The organism is Rickettsiella endosymbiont of Dermanyssus gallinae, assembly GCF_019285595.1.
Lineage (GTDB): Bacteria > Pseudomonadota > Gammaproteobacteria > Diplorickettsiales > Diplorickettsiaceae > Rickettsiella_B.
Genome location: NZ_CP079094.1, coordinates 1749516 through 1775503, shown reverse-complemented (window position 1 = coordinate 1775503; position 25988 = coordinate 1749516). Strand labels below are relative to the sequence as shown.

The window sequence follows — 25988 nt, the reverse complement described above, 5'->3', positions numbered from 1 at the left end:
CTAATACTTCATGACGTAATTAGCTGCAAAATTTTGGGGACGCGATTCTGAACCTCCTCTATCACCCGTACTTGGATAGTTTTTAACGCCATTATCTCCACCTGAATAAGCATTTGAAGCGCCACTAAAAGCTTGGAATAAATATTGCCCATTAACAGCGGAAGGAGTTGGATGACTATGGATTAGGATTTCATCAAACTGGAATGAGCCGATACTATTTTCAATCAAACCTTGGCCATAATTAAAATAACGGTCATCTGTTTTGATACTGCCATCTTGGTTCCAGCCGCGAATAAACGCATCTCGTAAATCGGGTACAGCAAAACAAAATTGATTGATAGCAATTTTAATTTTTTGAGCAACTTCCGGCATCGTATCGGTCTCTATGAAATCGACAGGAATATTAGTACCTGAAATAGGGGCTGGGGGCGGTTCACCTTGATTATTTATTCTAGCAAAAACGTTAAAATTTTCAGCACTCGTTGAGAAAGTCCAGTAATCGTCAGGTTTAATCTTACTCGCGTCTGTGCAACTAATGCGTGTTAATTGATGTCCACCTAGGAATTCAGCGAGATAAATAGCTACCTCTCTAACGGTTTGTGTTGATAAAAGAGGTAATAAAATGGCGGTCAAATTGGACGGTACCGGATTGGAGCCTTTCCCATCGATCGTAAAGTATAGTCCAAAGGTTTTGGTCGTATTTGAAAATTGAAGCCACTTGCCGGCTAAATTCTTAGCATCCGTACATTCGATATAAAAAAGCTGTTTTACCAATGCGCCATTCCGTAAGGGAACAATATTAAATCCACTGGTTTTAGGATTAGGGGGTGCCACTCCAGCAGCTATGTTCCCTTGTACATAAACGCGATTAGGATAGTCAGAACTGAGAAAAGCATTGACCCCATAATCGTTACCTTTGAATACTTTTTCTACGGTAAATCCTGATGTTTCTGCTGAACTTGTTTTTGCTGCACCGGTTCGATTTGTCGTTAAAATTAATTGGTTGTTGGTATTAAGGTTGGCACTAACAAAGCTAGTACCTGTACCAAAGCGGTAATAACCGGCTTTATCATTCCAAAGCTTTTGAGCAACACGTGCATAAGGAATATCTTCTTGCGAATAATCGGTACGTAAATAACGTGTGCCAATACAGAGCAGTTCACCAAAACTAGGTTCAGGATAAATAGCTGGATATATCTTTCCAACGTCGCCGTCATAATATATCAATCCTTTTTTAGTATTCACGATAGGTAAATAATCATCGTAGCCATCCGCTCTGGGAACAGGCAAGCTACCCGCGAGACTTTGACTAATAACGTTGGTATCGGTTATTTGTGGGTAGTCTTCAATTACGAAATTGCCCGATGTTAAGATAAAATCGGTTAAAGAAATATCGAATACACTGTTAGTAGGAAATCGTAACGCAATAGCAACAGTGTCATCGTCATTAAGTCCCAAGGTTTTAGTTTGATTTTCACCAAAAATGAAAGGAACATTAATAAGCGAATAAGAACTTGTTATTGTCACAGTATTAATAATTTTTTCTTCTATTGGACTACCACCTTCACCAAAGTTTTTGATGAGTAATACGGTTACATTTAACGCATTTCCTGTATTCGTTTGTGCTGTAAAAGCAAAGGTATAATATTGATCGGTAGAAGCAAAGCGATTCACATTACGAAAGCTGATGCGCAAATCTTTGACTAAGTCCCCTGGGCTAGGTAATTGATTTCCAATCCGAATGGCATAACGGGGATAACCCGTGGGATTATTGATAGCCGATCCAAAGCGTTCAAAGAGGACTAAATCTTTAGCGGTCGATTGTTCAGGTCGGTTAAATGTCCATCCAGCGGGCGCTAATAGGGTGACAGCCTCTGTTATTTCTCCTACGGCCTTATTTTCCTTGGCAGGAATGTTGTTGTGTATTAAAAATTGGCCATTGGGAATAAAGTTAGTGATATTACCATCATCTTTGCTGCCATCTAGGCTCGTATTAGGCCATCCTTCGCGAGTAAACTGTAAAACACCGTCACTACTATAAACAGTGACATAATAAAGTTCTAAATTACCTTGCTCATCATAAGGGAAATAAAACGGTAATACGTTGTTTCCATTGTCATCTTGTATGGTGCCAACGGCACTTAAGGTTAAGGGGTTCGGTAGTTCCACATAACTGTAATTAGGTGGTGCCCCACTTAACGTATAAATCGATTTTAAACCATCACTCGTTCGTTGATTATCCTTATAAAAGGTAATTTTACCTTTTGCTAAAGGTAGTCCCGTTTTTTTATTAATGTAAAACTGTTCTAAAGCGGGTGCTATAATATAGCGCGGGTCTAAATTCATTGATTATTTTCCTGGGGTAATACGTTACTAACCGCACTAGTTGCTAATGCACGATAAGGTACACGCAGTCGATCGAGTTTGGCTTCAGGATTTTCAACCACACGCAGTAGGCGAGGTAACCCATAATGGCCAAAGAATCCACCACCGGCTAAACCTAACGCAGCGGGCCATAAACCAGGATGAACCGCCATACCGATCGCCGCACCTGTACCACCTGTGACGATGTCCTTTAATAATTTTCCTTTATTGATACGTTTATTCAGATCGTTTTGTGCAGACTGTAAAAAATGATTGCTAGGAACATCCTTTTTTTCTGATTGGGTGAGTTTGCTTAATGCACTGAGTAAGGCGGAGGGTTTAACATTTTTTGTTTCGCCTTCGCTGATATTTCTAACGAGTTTGTTTTGTTCAAAAGGAACCACATTTTTTCGGTGAAATTCAGCCGCTGCTTGATATTCATTCGCTATATCAGGGTGAATACGCTGTAACGCTGAATTTAAATCAGATAACAGTGAACCATGAACAGTGTTGAGGTCTTTAATTGCATTAATCGTGGCTGGGTCTTTGTTGGGGTTAGATTGCAACTCTCTGATCTTATGACCAATCTGACTTTGCAAGAAATGTGATTTTTCTATGGTCGGTTTTGTTATGTAGTCTTGATGCAATAAATTTTCCCCACCGCTATAAGCACGCATAAAACGTTTGTCTAGTTCAGGATAAAGTAGGTTTGGATGGTTTATCGGATAACCGCCTACTTTATTCATGATGTTGTTATAATTTTCTTCAGATTGTCCGCGGCTTTTGTTATACGATTGACGAATAGTGTCCGCTAAATTGGAGGCATATTGTTTTGGGTTTATTTTTTCCGGTACCTTTAGCAAAGCTTGACCTAGTGCTGGGATGCTTTCCGCAGTACCGCCTAATAAAGCACCTTTTAATGCACCGCTGGCTCTATTATCCGAATTTTCTAAAGCGCCACCGATAGATGTTCCAATGATTCTTCTGGCTATACCTGGAATACCTTCGCCGCTTAATGCGTTGGCTAAGCGACCTAGCATCGGTAAACCTTCAGCGCCTAAACGCGCCATTTCTAATGCTTCGCCACCCGCTATAAATTGTCCGATATTGCCAATAACATTGCCCGTTTCACCCGCCGCGCCTTGTGGCGGAGGCGCTTTAGTAAAAGGACTTCCAGGTAAAGCGGCTAAGCCATCTTGAATGGCACCGCCAGCGCCATTAGCAAAATTAAGGAGATCGTTAAGCGCATTAAAGAGTGGATTATGTTGTTCAGTGCTTTGATCTAATGATGCAAATAAAGCGGGATTATTAATAGCGCTGCTTTTATGATCGGCTGTATTATCAAGCTGTGCTAATAGTGCGGGATCAGTAATGCGTTTCATGCTTCAAACCATTCTCCCTGGATTTTATGATAGGTTTTGCCATTAACCGTTTTAGTTGCTTCTGCAATCGGATTAAAATCGCTAACACGATTCATAGGCGTGAGAGGAGAAGCCGATGTTTGTACAGAACGTGCCACTAAATTTAAGGTTTTGCCAAATTCATTGAGTTGGGTAATGAATTGTTGTGGATTAGAAGTCAGTGCATTTGCCGTTTTACCGAGCATATCTTCGAGTAATTTACGTTGTGCATTACTGGCACCCATTTGGTCTAACGTTTTAATTCGGCTTTCAAGCAAAGGTAATGTTTGATATTGAAAGGCTAAAGAATCCTCATAGGCTTTTGGATTAGTTTGCGATAAGGCGACTAAGGCGGCTTTACCTTTGCCGGCCGCACCCGCATATAAAGCGGCATTTTGTGCTTGCGCTTGGAAGTGCGGATCATTAAAAATACCTTCAATCTGCAAAGCACCTTCATATTGGCGACGCGTTGCGGCCGTTGTTAACGCATTATTGGCTGAGATTTGATTAGCTAATTGGGTTTGTTGGGTTGCTTCGGGTGTTTGTGGTGAAAACAAAGGCTTTTTTACAGCGACATTCTCAGGCGTATTCGTATTAACACCTAATTGTGGAAAATACGTTTGTAATATCTCCGGGGCTATCAAATTATTGCTGCTGCGATTACCTAAGTCGAGCAACATTTGATTGTATTCGTCTTGATGTTGCGAAATCCAAAGCTGCCTTGCCGCCGGCGACATAGCTTGCAGTCCTCTTGATAATTGATAAGCGCCGCCAAAACGTGATCCTTGTTGTGCTGATTGTTGCACTTTCATTAACGTTTCCAAGGGCATAAATTGTGCCTCTTGGTTTAATCTTTGCGTATTGGCTTGTAAGTAGGGTATTTGCGTTTGTTTATAATCTAAGTCGGTTTGTAGGGTTTGTGGCGCAATGGTTAACTTCAATTTTTCCAAAGCATTCGCTAACGCCCGCGCTTGTAAGGCTTGGCCTGTAGATAATCCCATACCCAGAGGATTAGCTTGTTGTGCGGATAAAATTGGAAATTGTTGGACAGGAATTGACATACATTATTCCTATAAAAAACCACCGGCTAAACCAGCTAACATACCGAGTAGTTGTTGATTCATTTGGTTTTGATTCGTTGCATTGGAATAAGCTAAATTACCTTGTGACATTAAGGCGTTGGCTAAATTTTCCCCTAAATTACCGGACATTCGGGCGCCGGTGTTATAAATGTTTTGATCGCCCGCTAAACCTTGTCCATACAATCCCATCGCATGTGCTAAATACTGATTAAAATCTTGATTGGCTAATTGTCCAGCGGTTTGTTGTGCTTGTTGTTGCTGCATCGGACTACCTAACATGCCTTTAGCAGCGGAGGCGCGATTACCTGCATTCAACGATTGGTTTAATTGAAATTGATAGCCTGGCGATTGTTGGTATCCTTGACCCAATTTATTTAATACGCCGGTAGGATCATGTAATAACTGATCATATTCTCCCTGTAATTGCGGATAAATGGCGTTACCGCGATCCGCATAGGGTTTTAAATATTGCTTTAATATATCTGGTATTTGATTGTAATATTGGCTAGCTGCATCACCTGGATTATTACCGCTAAATAAATTACCTACAAAATCACCAATACCGCTAAAAAAATTCATCAATGAGTTCCTTGGTCAGATAGTTTTTTTTGCAATACAGCAATTAACTCTTGAAGCCACAAACTCCATGAGGCCGTCCATTGACCATTACTATCAATGGGTTTTTCATGCGGTAAATTAGGAATATTCATGGTGTAATACTCAGTAGACCATTACCTACGACAATGCGATCGAAGCTCCAAAAACGTAACTGTAGCGTTAAATCATTGGCGCGTCCTAACTGCCACCAAATCAGGCGGTTTTGTCGATGGGCAACAGGATTTAATGTTTTAGATAGGTTAGAACTAAAACTCATCGCGCCATCTTTAGAAAAAGATAAATCAATACGCTGTTCTAATGCGCTATGGCCTTGTTCAATAGGCAAATTAAATTTTTGTGCGATAAAAAATTCGCTATCCGGTGATCGAATAGGGGGCGTTACTCGGATACGGGGTATTTCTTTCTCATCCGCTTGCGTATAACGGGAATTTAACTCGTAAATATGACCGTCAATAAAACTAATAAAATAATAGCTGTTATTATAAAATACCGCTTTTTTAGCGATATGCGCCGCCATGTCCTGATTAGTTAAGGTAAAAAAGAGTTTTGTTGTAAAGTCATAGGCATAAGTTATCTGATCATCAGGAAAGGTTATGACATACAGTAAATGACCATCCTGTTTAAATAAAAAACCATACGCTTGATTCGGGTTTTTTAATTGCGAAAATTTAAAGTTAATTCCTTCCGTGGAAATTTGCTGTACTGATCCACCGTCACTTAATAAAATAACAGGCCCTGATTGTTCATTGGCACCTAACCAAACCATAAATTGATCACTACGCGCAATCGTTGCTGGATTTAAACAGCCATAATCAATGTTAAAGCTGGAGGCGCGCTGGTAAGGAAAAGCATTTAAACCAATATCTGACCAGCATTCCGTTACGATGGATCCCATCACAAAGATCGTATTACCACGTCCAGGGAGTGGAATAACGGCTAAGGGATTATCGGCTTTGGTTTGAAATTCTCCCACATGCGAGGCATCGGTTGGCCAATGCAAACTATTTTCTTCATCACATAAACGCCATTCAGCATGTTCGCTATCAGCAGAAAGAAAACGACCATTATGATAACTAATGTAGCTCGGAACAAAATCCAATTGTGCTTTCGATGAGACAGGAAAGCATTGTGAAAGCAATGCGAAGTCGAAGAGCCCGCGATAGGCGTGCGTTGACGGGCGAAGCAGGAAACGCATCACGCCGTAAAGTCATTTGTGGGAGGCACGGGCATGAACTCCGAAGGAGTGAGTGCGTGCCGGACGCAGGACGTATCGCGGCCTAATTTCAGTCGCGTCATGCGAACGAATTTCGGGGACACGATGGCCGAAATTCTTCGGGAGCATAGCGACTCACTTGTTTAAATGTCGATTCACGATAATTGAATATAAAGATATCTTTATGATCGCAAATCGAAATTTCTTCTTTTTCATTTTCGGCAATTTGTACATCACCTTCAAAACTCTCTAAACTACCAATACGTTGTGCATGTAAGGTAGAGCCAATGATATAAACACCATTATCAATCACGGTAATTAAATTACCAAAACGGGCGCTATTAAATAATCCACGTCCCTGTCCTTGATCATTAATGGTAATGACTCTTTTATAACCTGCAAAAGGGACTAAAAAATTATCACTGACAATCATATTAAAGGTTTGTTCGCGTGATATTTTGGGATAACGACCAAACCCATTACCACCCACCACGGCAACTGGAAGTTGTGCCATATCAAGGCGTCTCCGCATTAAAATACGAGATCTTCTCTACAGTAAGGTCTAACGGTGAATAATCACGTAACTTAGATTCGAGCTCGCTTAATTTTCCTTTCCCTGAAAAGGGATGGTTATACAGATCGCATAGATAATCGGCTAAACCATAACGTAGGTAGAGTAAATAGAAGCGATCATAAACTTTACTTAAATCATCGTTATAATCTACCTCGGCTAAGCCAAATTTACCGACTAATCTAAATTCATAGGATTTATCCGGTGTAGGGGATAAAAACAATAGACTACCGCCTTTAGCAGGTTCGATATGATAAGCTCGTGGTTGAGAAGGCGAATAATGTTGGCAGGGTTGTGAAAAAAACGCCTTTCTTCCTTGCGGCTGTAAAGGATAATCCCCATTGCCTTTTATTGTTAAAACATCGATCTCCAGTAAATGATCAATTAAAAATTCATCACACTTTGCTTTGCATTCAAAGGAATGAACACGGGTGTAAGGAATCATCCGAGATTCAGTGCTTTGTAAAGCTAAAAAATCATTCAGATGATCTAAACCCGTGGTCAGTTGATCGCCACTCACTGTTTCCGCTTTTGCCGCGACAATACTGGATAAATTCCAGGCGGTGGTAATGAGTTCTGTGACGGTATAAGCCATATTATGTTCTTCTTGTTAAATAACAGGGAATAAAATACGCATACAACGATTAGGAACCATTAAAGTTCCCCACAGCGCCGCGTAATGAAATCCAAATACATTTGATCCCGCTACGGTACCGTAGGTTACTCGTAGTGCTACGCCGGTATCGCTGTCATATTTACTGACCGAGTCATTAGGACGTTCAGCGGGTAATTTGGGCATGGAAATATAGAAAGCATCGCCACCGATGAGTAAGCCTGCTCGATGACTCGGTGCCGTTTGTATTTTCATTCCTTTGACAATATTCGTTGTAATATTCCAGTCAGAATCACTAGGATCAGCACATAAGATAGGGTCGATGTTAATCGTCAGTGGGCCTTTGTCAGGAATCGTTGCATCGCTGGTGACACGGCATTGCAACGGACAATTGGAGGGCCCATGACCTACGTCTGTTAAAAATCTAACGTTGGGGATGCCAGGTACATCTTGGAATTGAATCAAATCGTTTTTCTTAAATGCCACACTCCCTGGCTCTGTGTCACCCGATAGTTGTAGTTGTGTGATTTTCTTTCCGCTTGGATCGTCTGTACCCTCAATAGTCAGTACAGTGCCTTTTTGACCTACGTCACCAGCCTCATGTATAGGCAACATATTACTGCGATAAAATTTTGTATAATTATATTCGCCAATTTCATAACGGCGTGCCAATTTATCATTACGAATCGGCGCAAATTGATTCATCATGCCACTGCGTGCTTTTAGTAAATACAGATCACTAACGTAGCAATTGAGTGATGGGGATGGAGTACCGACTTCGCGATACATAATCAGCATTTTTTCTAGATCTTCGAGTCCACTAAAGGTAGTTTTTCCATCACCAAAAAAACGGTAAGTAAAATCAGGAATACGCGAAGCAACATTTTTTTCTACATAAGCGGATAATTCAGCAATCGCCGATTTGCCTATTCTTTCACGGTTATTATCGAAATGATAAATCATTTCTTCCGCGCTCATGGCATAGTCAACTGATGCGGATTGATCTGTAATTAAAGAGACGTAGCGTTGTTTAATCGCTTGTGTTTGTGAAACCAGTGAAGGTGTGGTAATAAAGCGAAACGGTAATTCGACTTTAATTTCTGCACCTAAATTGCCGATGGTCTTTTCAAAATCGACAAATTTCGTACTAGCCGTTTGAACGAAACAATTTCTATTTTGAAAGAGTGCTAACGCATCTTCTTGTAACGTGGCAACACTTTCTAATACATTGATACTCATGGAGAATCCTTAATAGTCTTAATTTATTAAAACTAATGGGGAACCTTGACGAGTGTGTAAGTAAAGAAATCCTAAAAAATAAAACGGGGGTCTTCTTTTAGCTCACGTACAGTTAAGGGCCCATTAGACATTCGTGTTACAGAAGGGGTTAATGGACTTAAAGGAGGGCGCGTTGACGGGTGCTGACGCTGATTTTGTTTAATCGATTCGGCTATTTTTTTTGTTTCCGCTAAAGCGGCTTTGGGATTAACTTGGTAAAGTTGCCAAAGTGTAATGGCTTTTTGCGGTGTTTTAGCTAATTCGTAAACAACAGCAGCGGTTTCATCGGTTTGATTTGCTAAATCCAATACATGAGGAATAGATGTCCAATTAACGCTATGAATTGTTTCGTTAAAATCGGAGTATTTTTCCTCGCCAGACTTTAATTTACCTAAAAAATCCTGTGAGGCTTGCTGGGCTTGTTGTTCATAACGTGCTTTCGCTTGCCTAGCCTCATTTTCATCTATGATCTTTTGTACTTGTTCTATTGTTAAATTAGATGAAGTAGAAGGCGGTGTAGCCTCTATAGGCGCAATAGTTGAGGCTTTTCCTACCTTTATCCCTTGCTCGTAGGCATCCCTTTTCGCTTCCACCACAATACGATTGATGGCGGATTGCGGTAAATGTTTTTCAGCCGCTGCAGGATTTTCCGGTAAATGTTGTCCAGTGGATTCCGATACATGTTCCGTCGTTTGTCCTTCATTTGATTCCATTAGTTTCCTTCGACTATTGCCCCGTCACGGTAGTAACCTTAAATAACGTCTAAGTCCCGACTATTTACACCGGATAGCTCCGTAAAAACCTCTCGTATCGCAAGAGTCTCGATGAGTTTGATCGATAATCATTCATACTCTTATTATCTTACCTAAACTGGAAATCTCCAATACTACATGCGGTAAAAAAACAAATAGCCTTCAGTTATTTAAATAAATAGCTCTATTATGTTCATAAGGAAGTTATTTTTAATTAGCCTTTGCTTTCCGCTTATATTTTATAAACAACTCTCTGACTTTAAGATATCGAGGAGAAGCAAATTTTGAAACTATTTGAAAAGGGGTAACTCCTTCAAAATCTTTAGCATAAATATTCGCACCATGTTTTAAAAGTAACGTTATAATTTTAATTGATGAGTGGAGAGGATTTAGTACCGCAAGATGTAAAGATGTTCTTCCATATTTTTCTTCTATCATTTCTAAAAGAATCTTTCCTTTTTTCATATCTTGTTTTAACAGCATGCGTATTATTTGATAATTTCCAGCTGCAACCGCATCATATAAAACACTATAGTGATAAACATTTATCGCGATTGAATATATTTCTGCGCCGTAATCCAAAAGTAGTTTTGTAATTTTCTTATGCCTGGCTAAACCTGAGCCTGCTGCATTATGTAAAGGGGTAAAACCCTCTCTATCCATTATATTAATATGCGCACCGTTCTTTAAAAATAATTTAGTTAGTTTTAACGATAAATGAGTAGCCCAATGAAGTGGCGTCAAGCTATTTGAATCTCTTACATTAGGATCTGCCCCTCTGCTTAAAAGCAAATTAACAATTTTAAAGCAGTCTCTTTCATGAAGTTTATCTTGCCAATATTCATTCATTAGTTGAGCTACTAAAGAGTTTTTATTATCAAAAATGTAGTTAGGATTTCCTCCCTCATCAAGAAAATTTTTTATAGTATTAAAATTACAGACATCAGTTTTTTTGATAAAAGCATCTTTATTTTTTATCATTTTTTTTCATTTCTCAAAAATCTATATTGTATTTTATTTGGAAAAATTTTTCTCTTTTTTTATTTCAAAGTCAATAGCTTGCGTCAGTCGTTCAGTCTGCGCTTTCTCAAGCTGTACTAGATTTTCATTATGAGCCGTATGTAAATCAGCCATTAGTTTCATACGTTCAGTATCGATATTCTCCTTATCTAAGCCTAACTCAATGGCTTTATGGGCATTGTTAATTTGATTTTGCTGTGCTTGTGCGGCTAATTTGGCTTTTTCCAGGTTTAGTTTTTCTACCATAGGATTAGGTTGATTTATTTGTTGTTGCTGGGCCTGTTGTACTTTCATCTTCTGATTTTGAATAAAGTTTTCAGCAAGCGTTTTTAGTTGCTCGCCCCCACGTATCTCTAAATTGTCTAATAAAATGGGTAGACCTTCTGTATTGATAAGTTCAGCAAACCCAGGTAAGGCTTGAGCTAAAGGAATAATTTTTTGCAATGACTGTGATTTTTGAATAGAAAAATTAACACCGGCACTCACACATATCTCTAGCTGCTCGCTGCTGTATTTAACGTCAATACCACCTTGTTGATTAATTAAGGCATAGCTTCGTTTGCCATTCGGTAAGGTGACTGGTAATGTTCTCGGTGTCACATAATATTTAGGAATTAAATCTACAATAATTTGCGCCACTTGATTTAAGGATTGTAGAAAACTGACAACATAGGGCATAGCCGCTGCATTGGATTGTGTAGCGCCTTCTACAATCGCTACGCCGCTTAATTGATTGTTATTAATACCGAGGGAAGCATCATACGATCCTAAAATAGATTGCATGGCGCTATCGGCATTCATGAAAGTTTGTATGATTTCTGGCGGTGCACTAGTACGTTGTACAGATTGTGGCGGTGGTAATGGTACTAATGAGCCGTTATGTTCCATATAGCCATTATAAACGGCTATACTAGGTACTTGGGATTTTTTGTAATTTTCGATGTACGCTTCAGGAATTGCTTCTGCGGCTATAATCCATTTTTGAGCAGTCATAGTAGCTAATTCGTTAGCGAGACATTGCCCAGCAAAATTCTTTAATTTTTGATTGCTTGCAGCATGGTAAACATAAGGGCGTGTTAACTGCTTCATATCACCCATTTTGCCATCACGTAAACGAATAGAGTTACCATCGACATAGACCAAGGGCAAATATTTATAATCCGTTTCTTCATATTTGATGACCTGTGATTCAATCAACTGGTAACGGTGTATCGTTTCAATCGTGGTTGGACGTTCTTCAACAATCCTAGGAAACGGCGACAGAATGCCTGATTGTTGCCAGTGTTGCTCAAGGGTTTTGTAATCATCATAAAAAATAGTATCACCTGAGCTTAGGTGCACTAATTTTTTAGGTACCTGCTTTTTTTCGTAATAATCGCAAACTAATAAAATATCTTCTTGATTGCCTTGGTAAGACCAACTAAAGCCTTTGATTTCTCGGTTAAATTTAAGTGAGGATAAGTCGATATGGGGGAATTCTGATTGAAATTCTTTTTTTGTCTTAGGTACTAATTCAAAACAATAACACCCATCCCCTTTATGAGGTAACACCGCTAAGGGATCAAATCCAACTAAGGTCGGATCGTATACCCTTGCCATTTTAATAACTTGATCAAAGCTTTTTTCATGTAGGTAGTCTGTCCATACTCTTATGGCACTAAAACCACCACTGAGGATATCAGTATAAACTTCATATTCACAGCCATTATGGTTTGCCTCACAAAAAATCGAACGTAAATGGGCTTCTAGCAGAAGTGGTAACTCAGGATGCAACTGACTATGATCAAGTAATCTCACTGCGATGGAGGGTTCTTGCTTAGAAAACTCACCGCGTAAGCGCGAAATATAAGCTTCTAGTGTATTAAACTCTAAAATAGGTTTTCCTGTTAGTTTTAGCGCTTTTATATCTTTTTCAGAAAGTGAGGTTTCAAAAACAAACTTTCTAAAGAAATTAAAGCGTTTTATATTATCTTCAAAAAAGCAATAGCTTTTTTCAATGTTAGTTTTTAGTCGCTTTAATTGATCTTGGTGAGTTGATGCTATTGGCATAACCGTTCTTCCTGTAATCGATTAAGATGTTGAGCATGCTTGGCCAGTTCGGCAACAATGCGGTGTGTTTCTTGACGTCGCTTATTCCGTAAAATAACCGATTGATCAATTAACCCTATTTTTACCGCATCGTATAAGGTATCGGCGATATCATCGAAACGGTGGGTGTTATTAATAGTTATTTTTTTACAGTGATCCAAACACAGTGGGGTGTGTTTCGCGTAACGCATCAAAGAGACTAATTGTCGGGTAATAATCGGTTGTATTTCTAAAAAGCGATCACCCTTGCTTGAGGTGTTGGAACGTTCAATTTCTCTTACTTCAATGCCACGTAACGTTCTCAATAACGCTAATAGCATGGTCCCGGTAGACTTCTTTTCAATGGCAATAATACTAGGTTTTACGGCGTGCCGACTAGTGTGTGTGCAAAAATTTCGGAGTTCGGCTTCTAAATCTTTAGGCTCTATACGCAGTTCTACACAATCAATCCAGTGTAATGCTAATTGATCGGTTTCTATACCTTTATCGTTGATAGTGTACAAACCCCAAAAGCTAAAAACAGTGGCATCATTGTACGTTTTTACTGTTTCTGCCGTATCAACGGTAATAAATGTGGCTAGAAACTTAGGTTCTTCATCCAATAAATAAAACCATTCTGGTTTAAATAATCCGCCACCGGCAGGCTGTGGGTCTTGTTGATACTGTGCGGAAAAAACATAAGGACTTTCTTGTTTTAATTTCAATAAGGATTTTTCATCATGTTGGCTTGGATTGAGGGCATTACCACTTTCATCTAAGGCAGGTAATATGACAGCCGTCCAATCGCCCGTATCGCGCAATGTGGCAACCAGGTCTTCTTCATGTACACGCTGTCCGATAAAAATAATCGGTGTTGTCGGTGAATTAACGCGGCTTTGTAGCGTGTTGTAATACCAATTAACAACACCTTCGCGCATCACGTCGCTGCCCACATCATCGGGCTTATGGATGTCATCAATAATGATGGCACCTGCAAATCGCTCGATATTCTGTAGTCCTGCACCACGACCTGTGATTGCACCCCCTGAACCGGCTGCATAAACACAGCCACCTTGTACGGTTTCAAAGTTATCTTTAGCGCTCGAACTATCCGAGAGTTTAATTCCAAACAGTTTTTTATAGGCCGGTAGATTCACTATCTGTCGAATGGTTTGTGTTTGCTTTTTTGCTAGCATATGTGCATAGGAAATATATAGAAACTGCGAATCAGGGTAACGCGATAAGGCCCAGGCAATAAAATGGATGACTAATTCACTTTTTCCGTAGCGGGGTGGAATGTTAATAATTAATCGTTTGGTTTTTCCTTCTAATACTTCAGTTAAGGCACGACATAAGGTAATAACGTGTGGTTCACGGCAAATAGGCTGTGATATTTTAAATTCATGGCCAGTGCGTATTTTATAAAAAACCTGGGTAAACAATAAAAGTGAACCCCAATATTCCGCTTTCATATGTTCCGTAGAAAGCGCACTCATTTAATAGTCCTTTCGATATTTTTCTATTAATTTTTCGAGCTGTTCAATATCAGTATCTACGGCTACATTGAGGTTCATATGCTTTTCTGCAGCGTAATGCCCTTGCATTTTATTCATCTCAGCAATGGCTTGAATGGCTGAATTCACGTCTTTAGCTTCTAAAAAATCACTACCCGCTGGTAGAAATGTGTCTACAATTTGTTTTAGTTTTTCCAGCTTCCAGGCATGATTAACCGTCACTGTATTCTCTAATCGCGGTTGAGCGGTTTGTGTCGCATTATGCGGGGGTATCGCATAGGCTTGGCAAAGCTTGGTTTGTTTGACGGTTAGCCCGTTCGGTAGTTTGCTCATTTTCAGTTAAAAGGTTAGCTTCTTCTGTCTTTTTAATACGCATTTTTGATTTTTTATTGACGGTGGTTTCAGTTTCTTTCTTAAGTCCAGTCCCTAAACAGGTTGAACACGTTTGAGTGACGAGTCCTAAGCCCATCATTTCTTTTTTTCCATGACAGTGTTGGCAATAATTCATGTTTTTGTAACTCCTATGTCTTATTATCCCCATTTTTTTACTGATTAAACAGGTGGCTATTTAGTAAAAATCTAATCAAGTTCAGCTAAGTTAGGCGATTTTGCAAAATAATTGGCTAGCCGCTCTACTAGTTTTCGGTTGATATTATTTCCTTTGCCTCGATAGATAGTAATTTCCAAGGTGGTAAAAAACACTTTGCAATTGGGACAAATACGACGTCGCTTGACAATTTGTCCATTTTCTATGCGACGAGAGTCATATACTACGGAGGCTCGACTTTCAACATCTTTACAATCAGGACATAACATTATTTATTTCCTTATTAAAATAGTTTTTTAATGGCATTACTGGTGGCTAACCAATTTTTTAACGCTTTATTTTCTTCTTGCGCTAATTGCGCTTTGATTGATTCTATTTTTTTTCGAGCTTTTTTTCTCAGACGAAAAGTGGCTCGTTGTTCACGTCGTTTTATAAAATAGCGTTTCACAGATAACATGGTGGGTCTCCTTAATAAAAAATATCTAAATAGGTTGTATTTGCTTAGTTTTTGAAGAAAGTGCGATAGCTGAAGGAATATATGCCGTATGGCCATTTACCGCATTTTGATGTGCAATGCGCCCCGTTAATTGACGAGGTAATATCTTGGGTCGTCTTCGGCAATAAACTTGATAGCGGCGCTCAAAATCACGTTGAATAAAAGGCAATTCTTTTTCACTATGTTGGCATAATGCAATCCAACCACCCATATCACTAATCACCGCATGGATTAATTCATCCGAAAAAATCACACTGTCGTAATGACCGATTTCCCGAATCGCTTTTGTGACTTCTGTCCATGCCAGTAGACTTTTGCTGCCGATATCACCTTCAATGATGGCAACAATGTCTGACGGTGAAGGGAAATACGCATGTTTTTTTACATGGGGGTTCTTTAATATTTCCTCGAAAGCGTGTTGTACCTCCAAAAATGAATACGGTTCCAAACACGACCAATAAGCCCTTACTAAAACTTTGGATAATTTTCGATTGACGGTTTCTGCAATGACCGTCAATCCAGCCAGAAAAGCTTTTTTATCTTTGGTTTCCATCTTCTTCCTCCAACACGTCACGAATAACAGCTACATTGTGATCCCATGTACTCACGGCTTGCCTGGGACTATCACGATTTCCTTTGCTTTGATTTTGTTGGGTATGTGCTAACCAACCTTGAATGTGACGATTGATTCCACGTTGAGTTTTTTGTCGATCAGGATTGGCTTTGTTCCACTCCATCAAATGACGTATTTCTTGTCGTACATCCACCGCGGGATAATTTTTTCCCCATGTTTCGAGTTCAGCTTCTGTGATGGGATGTTGTTTCCCTTGGCGTAATGGAACCATGAAAATAGGCGGATCAATGTCAGTTGTGATTGGAGTTGAGATTGATTTTTCATCATCCGTATTTTGTGTTTCTTTAGTTGTACTTTTTTTGTGCTCTGTACTGAAGATAATAGGGATATTTTCTTTATTACTTATTACTTCTCTCTTCTCACTTCTTACTTCTTTCTTCTTACTTGCTTCTAAGGGAATAACAAAGGGCTTCGAAGCCGGTTCCCTTGAGTCTAAATGTAATAACGCATGGTACTTTTCGTAAAAACCATTTAAAAAAGGTATCTCAGGAAGGGCTTGGAATAGCTCATTAACATGCTTCACTTTATTGTCTTTAGGCTTTAAAGTGGCTCCTACCTGTGTTAATGCCATTTCATAAACCCAAACATAATCAGTTTCTTGGTCGTAAGCGCAAAAGCCTGCTTGGATAAGTGTTTCCATGCTCTTAGAAACTATTTCAAAGGTGGTTCCTATTTCATGCGCCATCAGTGAAAGGGGTAAATAATAAAAGCCAATCATGTTGGAGTTCGGGCACGTCATGAGATAAAAGGCCAAGGTCTTTGCTTCAAAATTACAGCTTTTTATTTTTTTACTTAAAGGCCCCATCCAGAATTGAGGTGAAAACTTTGCAAATTCACGCATAATATTTTCCCTGGTTAATTACAGCATACGGAAGTTTGATTTGTTTCCTTCGCAAGGTCTTTTTTCGTTTATTTCTTCTAATGAAATAGGTTTTATTCCTTCGCTAGGTAAATATCTTTTTAAAATAGATTGGAGTCGTCGGCGAAAGGATCGATCTAAATAAGGCGCTTCTAATAAATGTCCAATAAGCACTTGGATTATGTTGCAAGCTTCTGGTAGTGTGTTAAAAACCCGTTCAATCTCTCTCGCTTGATAATAATGACGAATAGGGAACCATTCTAAAAAATCTGTTAAATAGCCCCATTCCTCAGTATGATCCCAAATCAAATAGCCCACGTTAATAAGTTTATTAAACGTACTTTTTAAAAAAATGTCTGTCCAGCTTAAGTCTTCGGCAATAAAATGTAGCGGCAATCTAAAACAACCTAAGCGGTTAGTATGAGAATGATTAATTAAATAAAGTAGAATTAACTGTTCTTGAGGCGAACAGGTTCTCTTTGTTTCTACCCAAAAATTGAGGGGAATGGTATGGTATATTTTCATGGTTTTTCCTTATATTTGAATGAAAATTTATGGGGTTAACGATGTTTCAACTTTTCTCTGTTCTTCATAAGAGCCCTTAGCAAGGGATGCTGCTTTTGATATGGATATTTTTTTTTGATCGGCTTCTTCGATTAATTCAGGGCAGCCTCGTTGAAATAATTCTTTAGCTTGTTGGTATGTAAAGTGACTGCCAAAACCTAAATGTGTAGCGACGAACTCTCTGGTTTTTGTGCCTTTATCAAAGTTAAAAAGTGCAGAGTTCTGCACCTTTTTTCTTCCTCTACGCTCTCCTAAGAAGTTTTCTAGGGCAATTCCTATGGCTGCTCGCTCGCTTATTAAAAAGGTCTTTACTAAATCTTCTGTTATATATTTACCTTCGACTAATTTTCCTATAGAAAATTTCCAACAGGGAATTGTTTTTTTGTTTTTTTCTTGATAGTTAAGAAAAACTTTATGACCAAAAATAAGCGCATGATCTTCATCAATACAGGGTGGTCTTTGTATATAGACAGGTTGGTTTTGTTGATTTTTTGAAAAGTAATTGGGTACCGTGATGCGGTTTAGAAGTACATGTGTTAATTCACAGGGATAAGTACGGACTTCTTTTAATGTCAGACGCAAGTCTTTTAAACGATAAGCGATTTCAAAAGGTACTAACTCTTTCCAATCCACCTCGCCACGCATAAGGAAATCAAGGTGTAAAGCGACATCTAAGGGCACCTTGCTACGACCACGATGCCAATCACTGACACTTTGTTGGTTGATTCCTAAAATTTTAGCCACTTGTGTAGCTGATCCAAAATAATTAATCACTTTATTTAATGTATGAATGGGCATTACCTTTCCTTGTAATTATTTTTTGATTAAAGAAAGTTTATAGAAGTTTCCTACAACATATGTTGTAGCTAAATTCGGTAAGCTAACTAAGGATAGGAAAACAGCCCTTTAAGGCAAGAAAATATTTAAAAGGCTTAAATTCTTTCAAAAGTAATTTAATACGTTTTTTTGCTGAAAAAGCTTAAGTATATTTAAAAAGGATAGTAAAATATGGCGAAATATATGTGTATTGAGGAGTATATAGAGCAACATTATACGCCTAAATCACGTCCAACTAAAAAAACTGTTATCCGTTTAATTAAACAAGGAGAGTTATTAGGGAAAAGAATAGGAAAATTTTACTATATCAATATTGATGCTGAAGCTTGTCGAACAGGGAATCCTTTGGTCGATAGAGTGTTAGGTATAGAGGTATGTTAATCATGGCTAGACCAAGAAATAAAAATAATAAAGGGTTGCCTCCAAATTTGTATGAAGGTGTCAATGGTCATTATAAGTATCGTCGTCCTGATACAGGGAAATGGCATAGTATAGGAAAAGACCGGCTTAAAGCCGTATCGGTGGCTAAGCAATTGAACTCGATGTTATTGCCAGGTCGTGAAATAGTGGGAAAGGTGATGGGTCAGACTATCTACCTATTTAACACATTCTTAGATCTGTTTGAATCTAAGTTAATGCCAGAGCGCAAATTGGCTGTTCTTACGATCAAGGAGCATAAGAAAAGGCTAGTCCATATCCGTGAAAAGTTGGGTAACAAAGTAATTGATGAATTATCGGTCAAAGACATTTCAGATTTTTTAGATAATTTTCCATCAGTTTCATCAAATCGTTATAGAAGTTTACTTATAGTAATTTTTAGCTATGCAGTAGCAAAAGGATTATGTAATGAAAATCCAGTTGAGAAGACACTGCCAAAGATGGAAGAAAAGAAACGGCAGAGATTGGAGTTAGAAGGATTTTTGGATATTTACAATCATCCTGAAGCAGAGCCATGGTTCAAGAATGCACTGGACTTGGGTTTGCAGACTTTGCAGAGACGAGAAGATTTAGTCAATTTGAAGTTTTCGGATATTAAAGATGGTTATTTGTATGTTATCCAGCATAAGACAGAGAAGCATGGGGACTCAGCTTATCTTAAAATTAAGATAACGCCTATATTGCAAAACGTTTTGGGCCGTTGTCGCGATTGCTTTTTAAGTCCTTTTATTCTCCATAGGAAACCTGAGAAACATAGTAAACAGAATTATAAGGCAGAAAGTAAACAACACTTCAGCCAGATAACACCAGATTATCTGACTAAAGCATTTTCTAATATTAGAGATAAGCTACCTCGTTTTAAATCAATGCCCGTTGCAAAGCGTCCAACCTTTCATGAGATTCGCTCTTTAGGGATTAAGGAATATGAAAATCGAGGAATTGATGCACAAGCACTCGCGGGGCATACGACACGAGCGATGACAGATAAATATAAGGAAGGTCATGAGCCTCAATGGACTGAAGTGGAGGCCGGTTTAGACTTAAATTTTCCAGTTGTGGAAGTAGCCAAATAAGACTAATTATTTGCATTAGTTTTGGTAAAATTTTGGTAAAGTTTTGGTAAAACTAAAATGCGTAGTGCAGGTGTGTTATCTAAGTGTTTGATTTAATTGATTTAGCTGGTGCTGATGAGACGAATCGAACGTCCGACCTACTGATTACGAATCAGTTGCTCTACCGACTGAGCTACATCAGCTTCCAAAGAAGCGTAAGTATAAAGATAAGCTATGGTTTAAACAAGGAAGCCTTGTTAAACTAGAGGGCTATATTGTAGGTTGATTTGAAATAAAATTTAATTGGGGATGCTAGAAGCGATGAAAACAATGAGAAGAAAAGAACGTGGGCTTACGCTATTAGAGCTTATGATTGTTATTGCTATCATCGGTATTTTGGCGTCGATTGCCATCCCTAGCTATCAAAATTATAGTAACCGCGCTAAATTTTCTGAGGTTATTCAAGCAACGGGGCCTTTCAAACTAGCTGTGGCGACATGTGTACAAGAACACGGTAATTTAAGTGCTTGCGGTACCCCTGGCCAAAATGGCTTGCCCAATAATATCAAGGCCCAGGACCTAGCCAAAGGTTATGTGGCTAGCGTAGAGATGGGCAAAAATGGCCAGATTATTGCGACTTCGCAACGTATTCGCGTGAATAAGGTCGATCATGCTACCTATATTTTGACCCCTACTTCTCAAGCAGATGGGCAATTACGCTGGGATATCAGTGGTACTTGTGTGCAACAGGGTTTGTGTAAGGCCGAATAGCTTTTTTTGTTACTGAACACGCTTCAAGCATGTTATCCTAACCCCTTTTAATTTAAGGGCGGAAGGCCGCGCTCTAATTCGGCGCTTGAGCGGATGACATGACTGACTATAAAAATACCTTAAATCTTCCTCATACTAAATTCCCTATGAAGGCGAATCTGGCTAATGCAGAGCCGGCCGTTTTAAAACAGTGGGAATCCTCAGCGCTTTATAAGCAATTGCGTAAAAAAAACCACGGCAAGCCAAAGTATATCCTTCATGATGGCCCGCCCTATGCGAATGGGCATATCCATATTGGTCATGCGGTTAATAAAATCTTAAAAGATATCATTGTGAAAGCAAAAACCTTGAGTGGTTTTGATGCGCCTTATGTACCTGGCTGGGACTGTCATGGTTTGCCGATTGAACTAAATGTTGAGAAGAAACATGGTTCCGTTGGGGATAAATTAACCGCGAAGGCTTTTCGTCAAGCCTGCCGTGAGTATGCTCAGAAACAAATTGCTATACAACGTGATGAGTTTAAACGTTTAGGTGTTATTGGGGATTGGGAACACCCCTACTTAACCATGGACTTTAAATTTGAAGCGAATATTATTCGCGCTTTAGGCAAAGTGATTAGCCGAGGTCATGTACAACAAGGTTTTAAGCCAGTGCATTGGTGTGTTAATTGCGGTTCTGCTTTAGCGGAAGCAGAAGTGGAATATGCGGATAAAGTTTCATCCGCGATTGATGTACGTTTTCGCGTGGTAGATGAAGCTGATTTTTTAAGGCGGATAACGGCTACTACGGGTCATGGTCCTATTGTTATTCCTATTTGGACCACTACACCCTGGAGTTTACCGGCTAATGAAGCAGTGGCTTTAAATGCTGATCTTGATTATGTGTTAGTCCAAACTAAAACAGAGCGTTTACTGCTTGCCGAAGCTTTATTAGAGGCGAGTTTGGCGCGTTATAAAATAAGTGATTATCAATGCTTAGGCCAAGCGAAAGGTAAGGTATTTGAAGGTACGTTGTTGCAGCACCCATTTTACCACCGTCAAGTGCCTCTTATTTTAGGCGAGCATGTGACGACAGAAGCAGGATCCGGTGCAGTACATACAGCGCCTGCGCATGGTTTAGAAGATTATTGGGTCGCACAACAATATAAGTTACCACTGAGCAATCCCGTCGGTGACAATGGTTGCTTTTTACCGGATACGCCTTTGTTTGCCGGTGAACATGTTTTTAAAGTAACGCCACATATGATTGAAGTATTGCAAGAGCAGCAAAACTTATTAAGTGAGGAATCTATAAGACATAGTTATGCGCACTGTTGGCGACATAAAACACCATTAATTTTTCGTGCAACGCCACAGTGGTTTATCAGTATGCAGCAGCAGGGCTTACGTACAGATAGTTTAGCGGCTATTAAACAAGTACATTGGATTCCAGAATGGGGTCAAGCGCGTATAGAGTCGATGGTTTCTAATCGGCCGGATTGGTGTATTTCACGGCAACGGAGTTGGGGTGTTCCTATTCCTTTATTTGTACATCAAGCATCGCGGGAGTTACATCCAAAAAGCTTGGTTTTGTTAGAGAAAGTTGCGGCGCAGGTTGAAGAAAAGGGAATTGATGCATGGTATGACTTAAACGCTGAAGATTTATTAGGGCCAGAAGCAAAAGAATATGAAAAGCTAAGCGATTGTTTGGATGTATGGTTTGATTCCGGCGTAACACACTATGCGGTGTTAATGCAAAATCCGGAATTAGCTTGGCCAGCCGATTTATATTTAGAAGGTTCTGATCAGCATCGTGGTTGGTTTCAATCCTCTTTATTAACGTCGGTTGCAATGAATGAAAAGGCGCCTTACAAAACCGTGTTAACACATGGTTTTACCGTGGATGAAAAAGGACATAAAATGTCTAAGTCCTTGGGTAATGTTGTTGCGCCAGATAAAGTTATTCAAAGTTTAGGCGCAGATATTTTACGTTTGTGGGTTTCATCAACCGATTATAGAAAAGAAATAGCAGTTTCGGATGAGATTTTAAAGCGTACCGCAGAAGCCTACAGGCGTATTCGTAATACAGTTCGTTTTTTATTAGCTAATCTACATGATTTTGATCCAGCAACTGATTGTGTCGCGTCTAATCAGCTTTTGTCGTTGGATAGTTGGATTATAGAGCGGGCTAACATTTTACAAATAGAAATTATTAATGCGTATGAAGAATTTCAATTTCATAGCATCTATCAGAAATTACATAATTTCTGTATTAATGATTTAGGTGGATTTTATTTAGACATTATCAAAGATCGCCAATACACCTTACAAAAAGAAAGTATCCCGCGTCGTTCTGCTCAAACCGCGCTTTTTTATATTGCTGAAGCAATGGTGCGTTGGCTAGCGCCTATTTTAAGCTTTACAGCGGAAGATATTTGGCAATATTTGCCTGGCAAAAGAGAAAAAACGGTATTTTTAAACGAATGGTATGCTTTACCTGTTTCATTTGAACAAGATCCCTTAGAGCCAATTTATCAGCAATGGGATCGTCAGAGCTATTGGAATTTATTGATTCAAATACGTAATGAGGTTAATAAAGCGATTGAGAAGTGTAGAATTGCGGGTCAACTAGGTTCGTCTCTAGAAGCTGACGTAGAACTTTATGTTAAAGCCGATTCAAGCTTAGCTGTATTGTTAGGTGCATTACAAAACGAATTACGATTTGTTTTGATTACTTCAGATGCCAAACTTTTAACATCAACGCCGCCTGAGCAGGCGACATCGTTTAAAATAAACGATGATGAGTTAAAGATAACAGTCATCTCTACGGTGGGAAATAAAGAGAAATGTGCACGTTGTTGGCATCGCCGTTCGGATGTAGGTCAAATTATTGAACACCCTACAATTTGTCAACGTTGTGTTGATAACCTTCCTGATGGAAAAGGAGAGCTACGTTGTTACGCTTAAGCTATGTAAAAAATAGTATCCTTTTTAAAATAAAATATTATGAAAAATAGAAAAACAAGCCAACTTGCTTGGCTTTGGTTGAGTGCTTTGGTGATTGTGTTCGATTATGTCACTAAGGCATGGATGAGCTATTGGCTAGATCCTTCGAGTATTATTCCGGTATTTCCTTGTTTAAATTTTATTTTGACACACAATCCAGGCGCGGCGTTTAGCTTTTTAGGTTGGGCAGATGGTTGGCAACGTTGGTTATTTGTGGCGATTAGTTTAGGCGTTAGTCTTTATTTAATGCGCTTATTGTATCGTGGCGGGGTTTCTAAATGGGTAGGTTGTGCTATCGCACTGATTATAGGTGGCGCGATCGGCAATCTTTATGATCGTTTAACCTTAGGATACGTAGTTGATTTTATCGACTTTTGTATTGGCTATTGGCACTTTGCTACTTTTAATGTCGCTGATATGGCGATTTCAATCGGTGCTGTTATGTGGGTAATTGCCAGTTATAAGAAGTCCGGAAAAAAATAATTGGCCAATGAAGACCGCAATTAAACCACTGGGCGTTTTTAGTTTAGCAATGATGAATGTTATTGCTGTGGATAGTTTACGCTCCTTACCCGTGGCCGCTCAATTTGGTTATTCGCTGATCTTTTTTTATTTATTGGCAGCAGTTTTCTTTTTTATTCCCACAGCGCTTATTACGGCGGAACTTGCAACGGCTTGGTCAAGTACGGGTGGTGCTTATATTTGGATTCGTACCGCTTTTGGTGCACGCTGGGGTTGGTTTGCCATCTGGTTACAATGGATTTATAACGTCGTTTGGTATCCGACGATATTAGCTTTTGTTATTGCTGCAGTTGCATATTTATTTAATCCTCAATTAGTTCAGCATAAAGGATTTGTTTTAGGGTTGGTATTAGCTATTTGGTGGTCTGTTACTGGCTTAAGTTGTTTGGGTTTACGGGTTTCTAGCTGGCTTAGCAGCCTTGGGGCATTGATTGGCACCTTAATCCCCATGCTTTTTATGATTGCATTAGCTATTTTTTGGATTAAAGGCGCGAATCCGCTTGCGATTCATTTTTCTACACAGGCGTTATTACCGAATTTAAAAGATTTTAATAATATTGCTTTTTTAACAACCATTCTTTTTGGTTTGATGGGTTTAGAAATGTCTGCGGTGCATGCCGGTGATGTGCGCAACCCACAAAAAGATTATCCGTGTGCTTTATTTTGGTCTGCAGGGCTCATTTTGCTAACACTGGTGTTAGGTTCTTTATCGATTGCTTTAATTGTTCCCGCATCGCAATTAAATATATTGTCGGGGTTAACGGACGCCTATGTGCTGTTCTTTACAAATTATCATTTAAATTTCTTTATTCCGATAATGATTGCACTGATTATTATTGGTAGCTTATGTAGTGTATCAACCTGGGTAATAGGGCCGACACGTGGGCTGTTGATTGCTAGTTTTGAAAGCAAAATAGAAGGCTTACGATGGTTGTTAAAACTCAATCGTTTTGGTGCGCCAGTTAATTTATTATTGTTGCAAGGCTTTTTAGTTTCTTTGTTAACAAGCCTCTTTATATTGATTCCTACCGTGAATGAAGCGTATTGGCTGTTAAGTGTGATGACAGCGCAATTGGCGGTCTTATTTTATATTATTTTATTTTTAGCGGCCTTGCGCTTGCGTTATAAACCAGGGTGTCAATCTAGAGTTTATCGTATTCCTGGAGGAAAGTTAGGTATTTGGATAGTCACTGGTTTGGGCTTATTTGCCTGTATAGTGACGTTTACGATTGGTTTTTTTCCGCCGGTAGGTGTTGCATTAGGCAGTGTTTTGAAATTTGATGTTATTTTAATAGCGGGTGTTTTATTGTTTTGTATACCGCCTTATTTTGTAGCTAAAGCCCAAGGCTGTTTAAACTGATGATAAGCGCATTAGAAATTCATGGCGTTCCCATTGAATGCATTAACCAAGCGGCTGTGATATATCATGTTCCAGCAAAGTTAATTCTTTCTATTTTGGCGATAGAAGGCGGACGTGTCGGTTTAGCATCGCCTAATAAAAATGGCAGCTTTGATTATGGTCCCATGCAAATTAATTCTATTTGGTTGGCAAAGATTCAGCAGTATGGTTATACCAAGCAGCAACTGCAATACGATCCTTGTGCGAATGTGATGGTAGGCACATGGATTCTAAGTCAAAATATAGCGAATGCGTCTACAACTTGGCGCGGTATAGGCGGTTATCATTCGCATACAGCGACTTTAAATTACCGTTATCAAGAAAAAGTTTCTGAAGTCTATCAATTGCTTTCTCATTATCTATCCAATTCTAATACAAACAATATTTAACTAA

29 protein-coding genes and 1 tRNA gene are annotated in these 25988 nt (G+C 39.1%); 8 read left to right on the top strand and 22 right to left on the bottom strand.

Annotated features, from left to right (window positions below; translation table 11 throughout):
• Genes KX723_RS09000 through KX723_RS08980 form a run of 6 tightly spaced genes read right to left on the bottom strand, consistent with a single transcriptional unit; the run spans position 1 to position 6563 of the window.
• Positions 1-2346: a hypothetical protein gene (locus KX723_RS09000; RefSeq protein WP_218814002.1), complete on the bottom strand. Its 2346-nt coding sequence runs from the start codon at positions 2344-2346 to the stop codon at positions 1-3.
• Complete coding sequence (locus KX723_RS08995; protein ID WP_218814001.1) at positions 2343-3746, bottom strand: hypothetical protein; 1404 nt, start codon at positions 3744-3746, stop codon at positions 2343-2345. The genes KX723_RS09000 and KX723_RS08995 overlap by 4 nt, the downstream gene beginning before the upstream one ends.
• Complete coding sequence (locus tag KX723_RS08990; RefSeq protein ID WP_218814000.1) at positions 3743-4825, bottom strand: hypothetical protein; 1083 nt, start codon at positions 4823-4825, stop codon at positions 3743-3745. Before KX723_RS08990 ends, KX723_RS08995 begins: the two co-directional genes overlap by 4 nt.
• Before the next feature lie 9 nt (positions 4826-4834).
• A complete protein-coding gene (locus KX723_RS08985; protein ID WP_218813999.1) occupies positions 4835-5425 on the bottom strand; it encodes a hypothetical protein in 591 nt (196 codons plus the stop codon).
• Positions 5425-5556, bottom strand: a complete 132-nt coding sequence (locus KX723_RS09785) for a hypothetical protein (protein WP_281421150.1) — start codon at positions 5554-5556, stop codon at positions 5425-5427. The genes KX723_RS08985 and KX723_RS09785 overlap by 1 nt, the downstream gene beginning before the upstream one ends.
• The gene (locus tag KX723_RS08980) at positions 5553-6563 is read right to left on the bottom strand and encodes a hypothetical protein (protein ID WP_218813998.1); all 1011 of its coding nucleotides are present in this window, start codon (positions 6561-6563) and stop codon (positions 5553-5555) included. The genes KX723_RS09785 and KX723_RS08980 overlap by 4 nt, the downstream gene beginning before the upstream one ends.
• Positions 6564-6574: 11 nt before the next feature.
• On the opposite strand from KX723_RS08980, the gene KX723_RS08975 reads away from it, so the two are divergent.
• Positions 6575-6745, top strand: coding sequence for a hypothetical protein (locus tag KX723_RS08975; protein ID WP_218813323.1), 171 nt, complete (start codon positions 6575-6577; stop codon positions 6743-6745).
• A gap of 11 nt (positions 6746-6756) precedes the next feature.
• Here the strand turns inward: KX723_RS08975 and KX723_RS08970 are convergent, their stop codons facing one another.
• From KX723_RS08970 to KX723_RS08900, 15 genes are all read right to left on the bottom strand, one after another.
• Entirely contained in the window at positions 6757-7191 is a 435-nt protein-coding gene (locus KX723_RS08970) for a hypothetical protein (RefSeq protein WP_218813997.1), read from the bottom strand.
• A gap of 1 nt (position 7192) precedes the next feature.
• Entirely contained in the window at positions 7193-7843 is a 651-nt protein-coding gene (locus KX723_RS08965; protein ID WP_218813996.1) for a hypothetical protein, read from the bottom strand.
• Between the two features lie 15 nt (positions 7844-7858).
• Positions 7859-9100: a hypothetical protein gene (locus KX723_RS08960; RefSeq protein WP_218813995.1), complete on the bottom strand. Its 1242-nt coding sequence runs from the start codon at positions 9098-9100 to the stop codon at positions 7859-7861.
• A gap of 71 nt (positions 9101-9171) precedes the next feature.
• Positions 9172-9852: a hypothetical protein gene (locus KX723_RS08955; protein ID WP_218813994.1), complete on the bottom strand. Its 681-nt coding sequence runs from the start codon at positions 9850-9852 to the stop codon at positions 9172-9174.
• Between the two features lie 249 nt (positions 9853-10101).
• The gene (locus KX723_RS08950; RefSeq protein WP_218813993.1) at positions 10102-10872 is read right to left on the bottom strand and encodes an ankyrin repeat domain-containing protein; all 771 of its coding nucleotides are present in this window, start codon (positions 10870-10872) and stop codon (positions 10102-10104) included.
• Between the two features lie 33 nt (positions 10873-10905).
• The gene (locus KX723_RS08945; RefSeq protein WP_218813992.1) at positions 10906-12960 is read right to left on the bottom strand and encodes a portal protein; all 2055 of its coding nucleotides are present in this window, start codon (positions 12958-12960) and stop codon (positions 10906-10908) included.
• Positions 12951-14474, bottom strand: a complete 1524-nt coding sequence (locus KX723_RS08940) for a hypothetical protein (protein ID WP_218813991.1) — start codon at positions 14472-14474, stop codon at positions 12951-12953. The genes KX723_RS08945 and KX723_RS08940 overlap by 10 nt, the downstream gene beginning before the upstream one ends.
• Entirely contained in the window at positions 14475-14825 is a 351-nt protein-coding gene (locus KX723_RS08935; RefSeq protein ID WP_218813990.1) for a hypothetical protein, read from the bottom strand.
• Positions 14752-15000, bottom strand: coding sequence for a hypothetical protein (locus KX723_RS08930; RefSeq protein ID WP_218813989.1), 249 nt, complete (start codon positions 14998-15000; stop codon positions 14752-14754). Before KX723_RS08930 ends, KX723_RS08935 begins: the two co-directional genes overlap by 74 nt.
• Positions 15001-15071: 71 nt before the next feature.
• Positions 15072-15308: an NrdR family transcriptional regulator gene (locus KX723_RS08925; protein ID WP_218813988.1), complete on the bottom strand. Its 237-nt coding sequence runs from the start codon at positions 15306-15308 to the stop codon at positions 15072-15074.
• Between the two features lie 14 nt (positions 15309-15322).
• Positions 15323-15496, bottom strand: a complete 174-nt coding sequence (locus KX723_RS08920) for a hypothetical protein (protein WP_218813987.1) — start codon at positions 15494-15496, stop codon at positions 15323-15325.
• A 25-nt stretch (positions 15497-15521) separates the two neighbouring features.
• Entirely contained in the window at positions 15522-16088 is a 567-nt protein-coding gene (locus KX723_RS08915) for a DUF6475 domain-containing protein (RefSeq protein WP_218813986.1), read from the bottom strand.
• The gene (locus tag KX723_RS08910; protein WP_218813985.1) at positions 16072-17010 is read right to left on the bottom strand and encodes a hypothetical protein; all 939 of its coding nucleotides are present in this window, start codon (positions 17008-17010) and stop codon (positions 16072-16074) included. Before KX723_RS08910 ends, KX723_RS08915 begins: the two co-directional genes overlap by 17 nt.
• A gap of 18 nt (positions 17011-17028) precedes the next feature.
• Positions 17029-17553, bottom strand: coding sequence for a hypothetical protein (locus KX723_RS08905; protein ID WP_218813984.1), 525 nt, complete (start codon positions 17551-17553; stop codon positions 17029-17031).
• A 27-nt stretch (positions 17554-17580) separates the two neighbouring features.
• Positions 17581-18390 carry a Cro/CI family transcriptional regulator gene (locus KX723_RS08900; RefSeq protein WP_218813983.1) on the bottom strand — a complete coding sequence of 270 codons (810 nt, stop codon included), beginning with the start codon at positions 18388-18390 and terminating at the stop codon, positions 17581-17583.
• A gap of 210 nt (positions 18391-18600) precedes the next feature.
• On the opposite strand from KX723_RS08900, the gene KX723_RS08895 reads away from it, so the two are divergent.
• Both KX723_RS08895 and KX723_RS08890 read left to right on the top strand, forming a co-directional pair.
• Positions 18601-18810 carry a hypothetical protein gene (locus KX723_RS08895; protein WP_218813982.1) on the top strand — a complete coding sequence of 70 codons (210 nt, stop codon included), beginning with the start codon at positions 18601-18603 and terminating at the stop codon, positions 18808-18810.
• 2 nt (positions 18811-18812) lie between these two features.
• Positions 18813-19940, top strand: a complete 1128-nt coding sequence (locus KX723_RS08890; RefSeq protein WP_218813981.1) for a phage integrase Arm DNA-binding domain-containing protein — start codon at positions 18813-18815, stop codon at positions 19938-19940.
• Positions 19941-20046: 106 nt separating this feature from the next.
• Here the strand turns inward: KX723_RS08890 and KX723_RS08885 are convergent.
• A tRNA-Thr gene (locus tag KX723_RS08885) sits at positions 20047-20122 on the bottom strand.
• Positions 20123-20249: 127 nt separating this feature from the next.
• Here KX723_RS08885 and KX723_RS08880 point away from each other — a divergent pair.
• From KX723_RS08880 to KX723_RS08860, 5 genes are all read left to right on the top strand, one after another.
• Complete coding sequence (locus tag KX723_RS08880; RefSeq protein ID WP_246562452.1) at positions 20250-20690, top strand: pilin; 441 nt, start codon at positions 20250-20252, stop codon at positions 20688-20690.
• 98 nt (positions 20691-20788) lie between these two features.
• A complete protein-coding gene (gene ileS / locus KX723_RS08875) occupies positions 20789-23635 on the top strand; it encodes an isoleucine--tRNA ligase (protein ID WP_218813979.1) in 2847 nt (948 codons plus the stop codon).
• A gap of 39 nt (positions 23636-23674) precedes the next feature.
• A complete protein-coding gene (gene lspA, locus KX723_RS08870; RefSeq protein ID WP_218813978.1) occupies positions 23675-24157 on the top strand; it encodes a signal peptidase II in 483 nt (160 codons plus the stop codon).
• 7 nt (positions 24158-24164) lie between these two features.
• Positions 24165-25556 (top strand): amino acid permease, encoded by a 1392-nt coding sequence (locus KX723_RS08865; RefSeq protein ID WP_218813977.1) that lies wholly within the window; start codon positions 24165-24167, stop codon positions 25554-25556.
• Positions 25556-25984: a lytic transglycosylase domain-containing protein gene (locus tag KX723_RS08860; protein ID WP_218813976.1), complete on the top strand. Its 429-nt coding sequence runs from the start codon at positions 25556-25558 to the stop codon at positions 25982-25984. Before KX723_RS08865 ends, KX723_RS08860 begins: the two co-directional genes overlap by 1 nt.
• Positions 25985-25988: the final 4 nt, after the last annotated feature.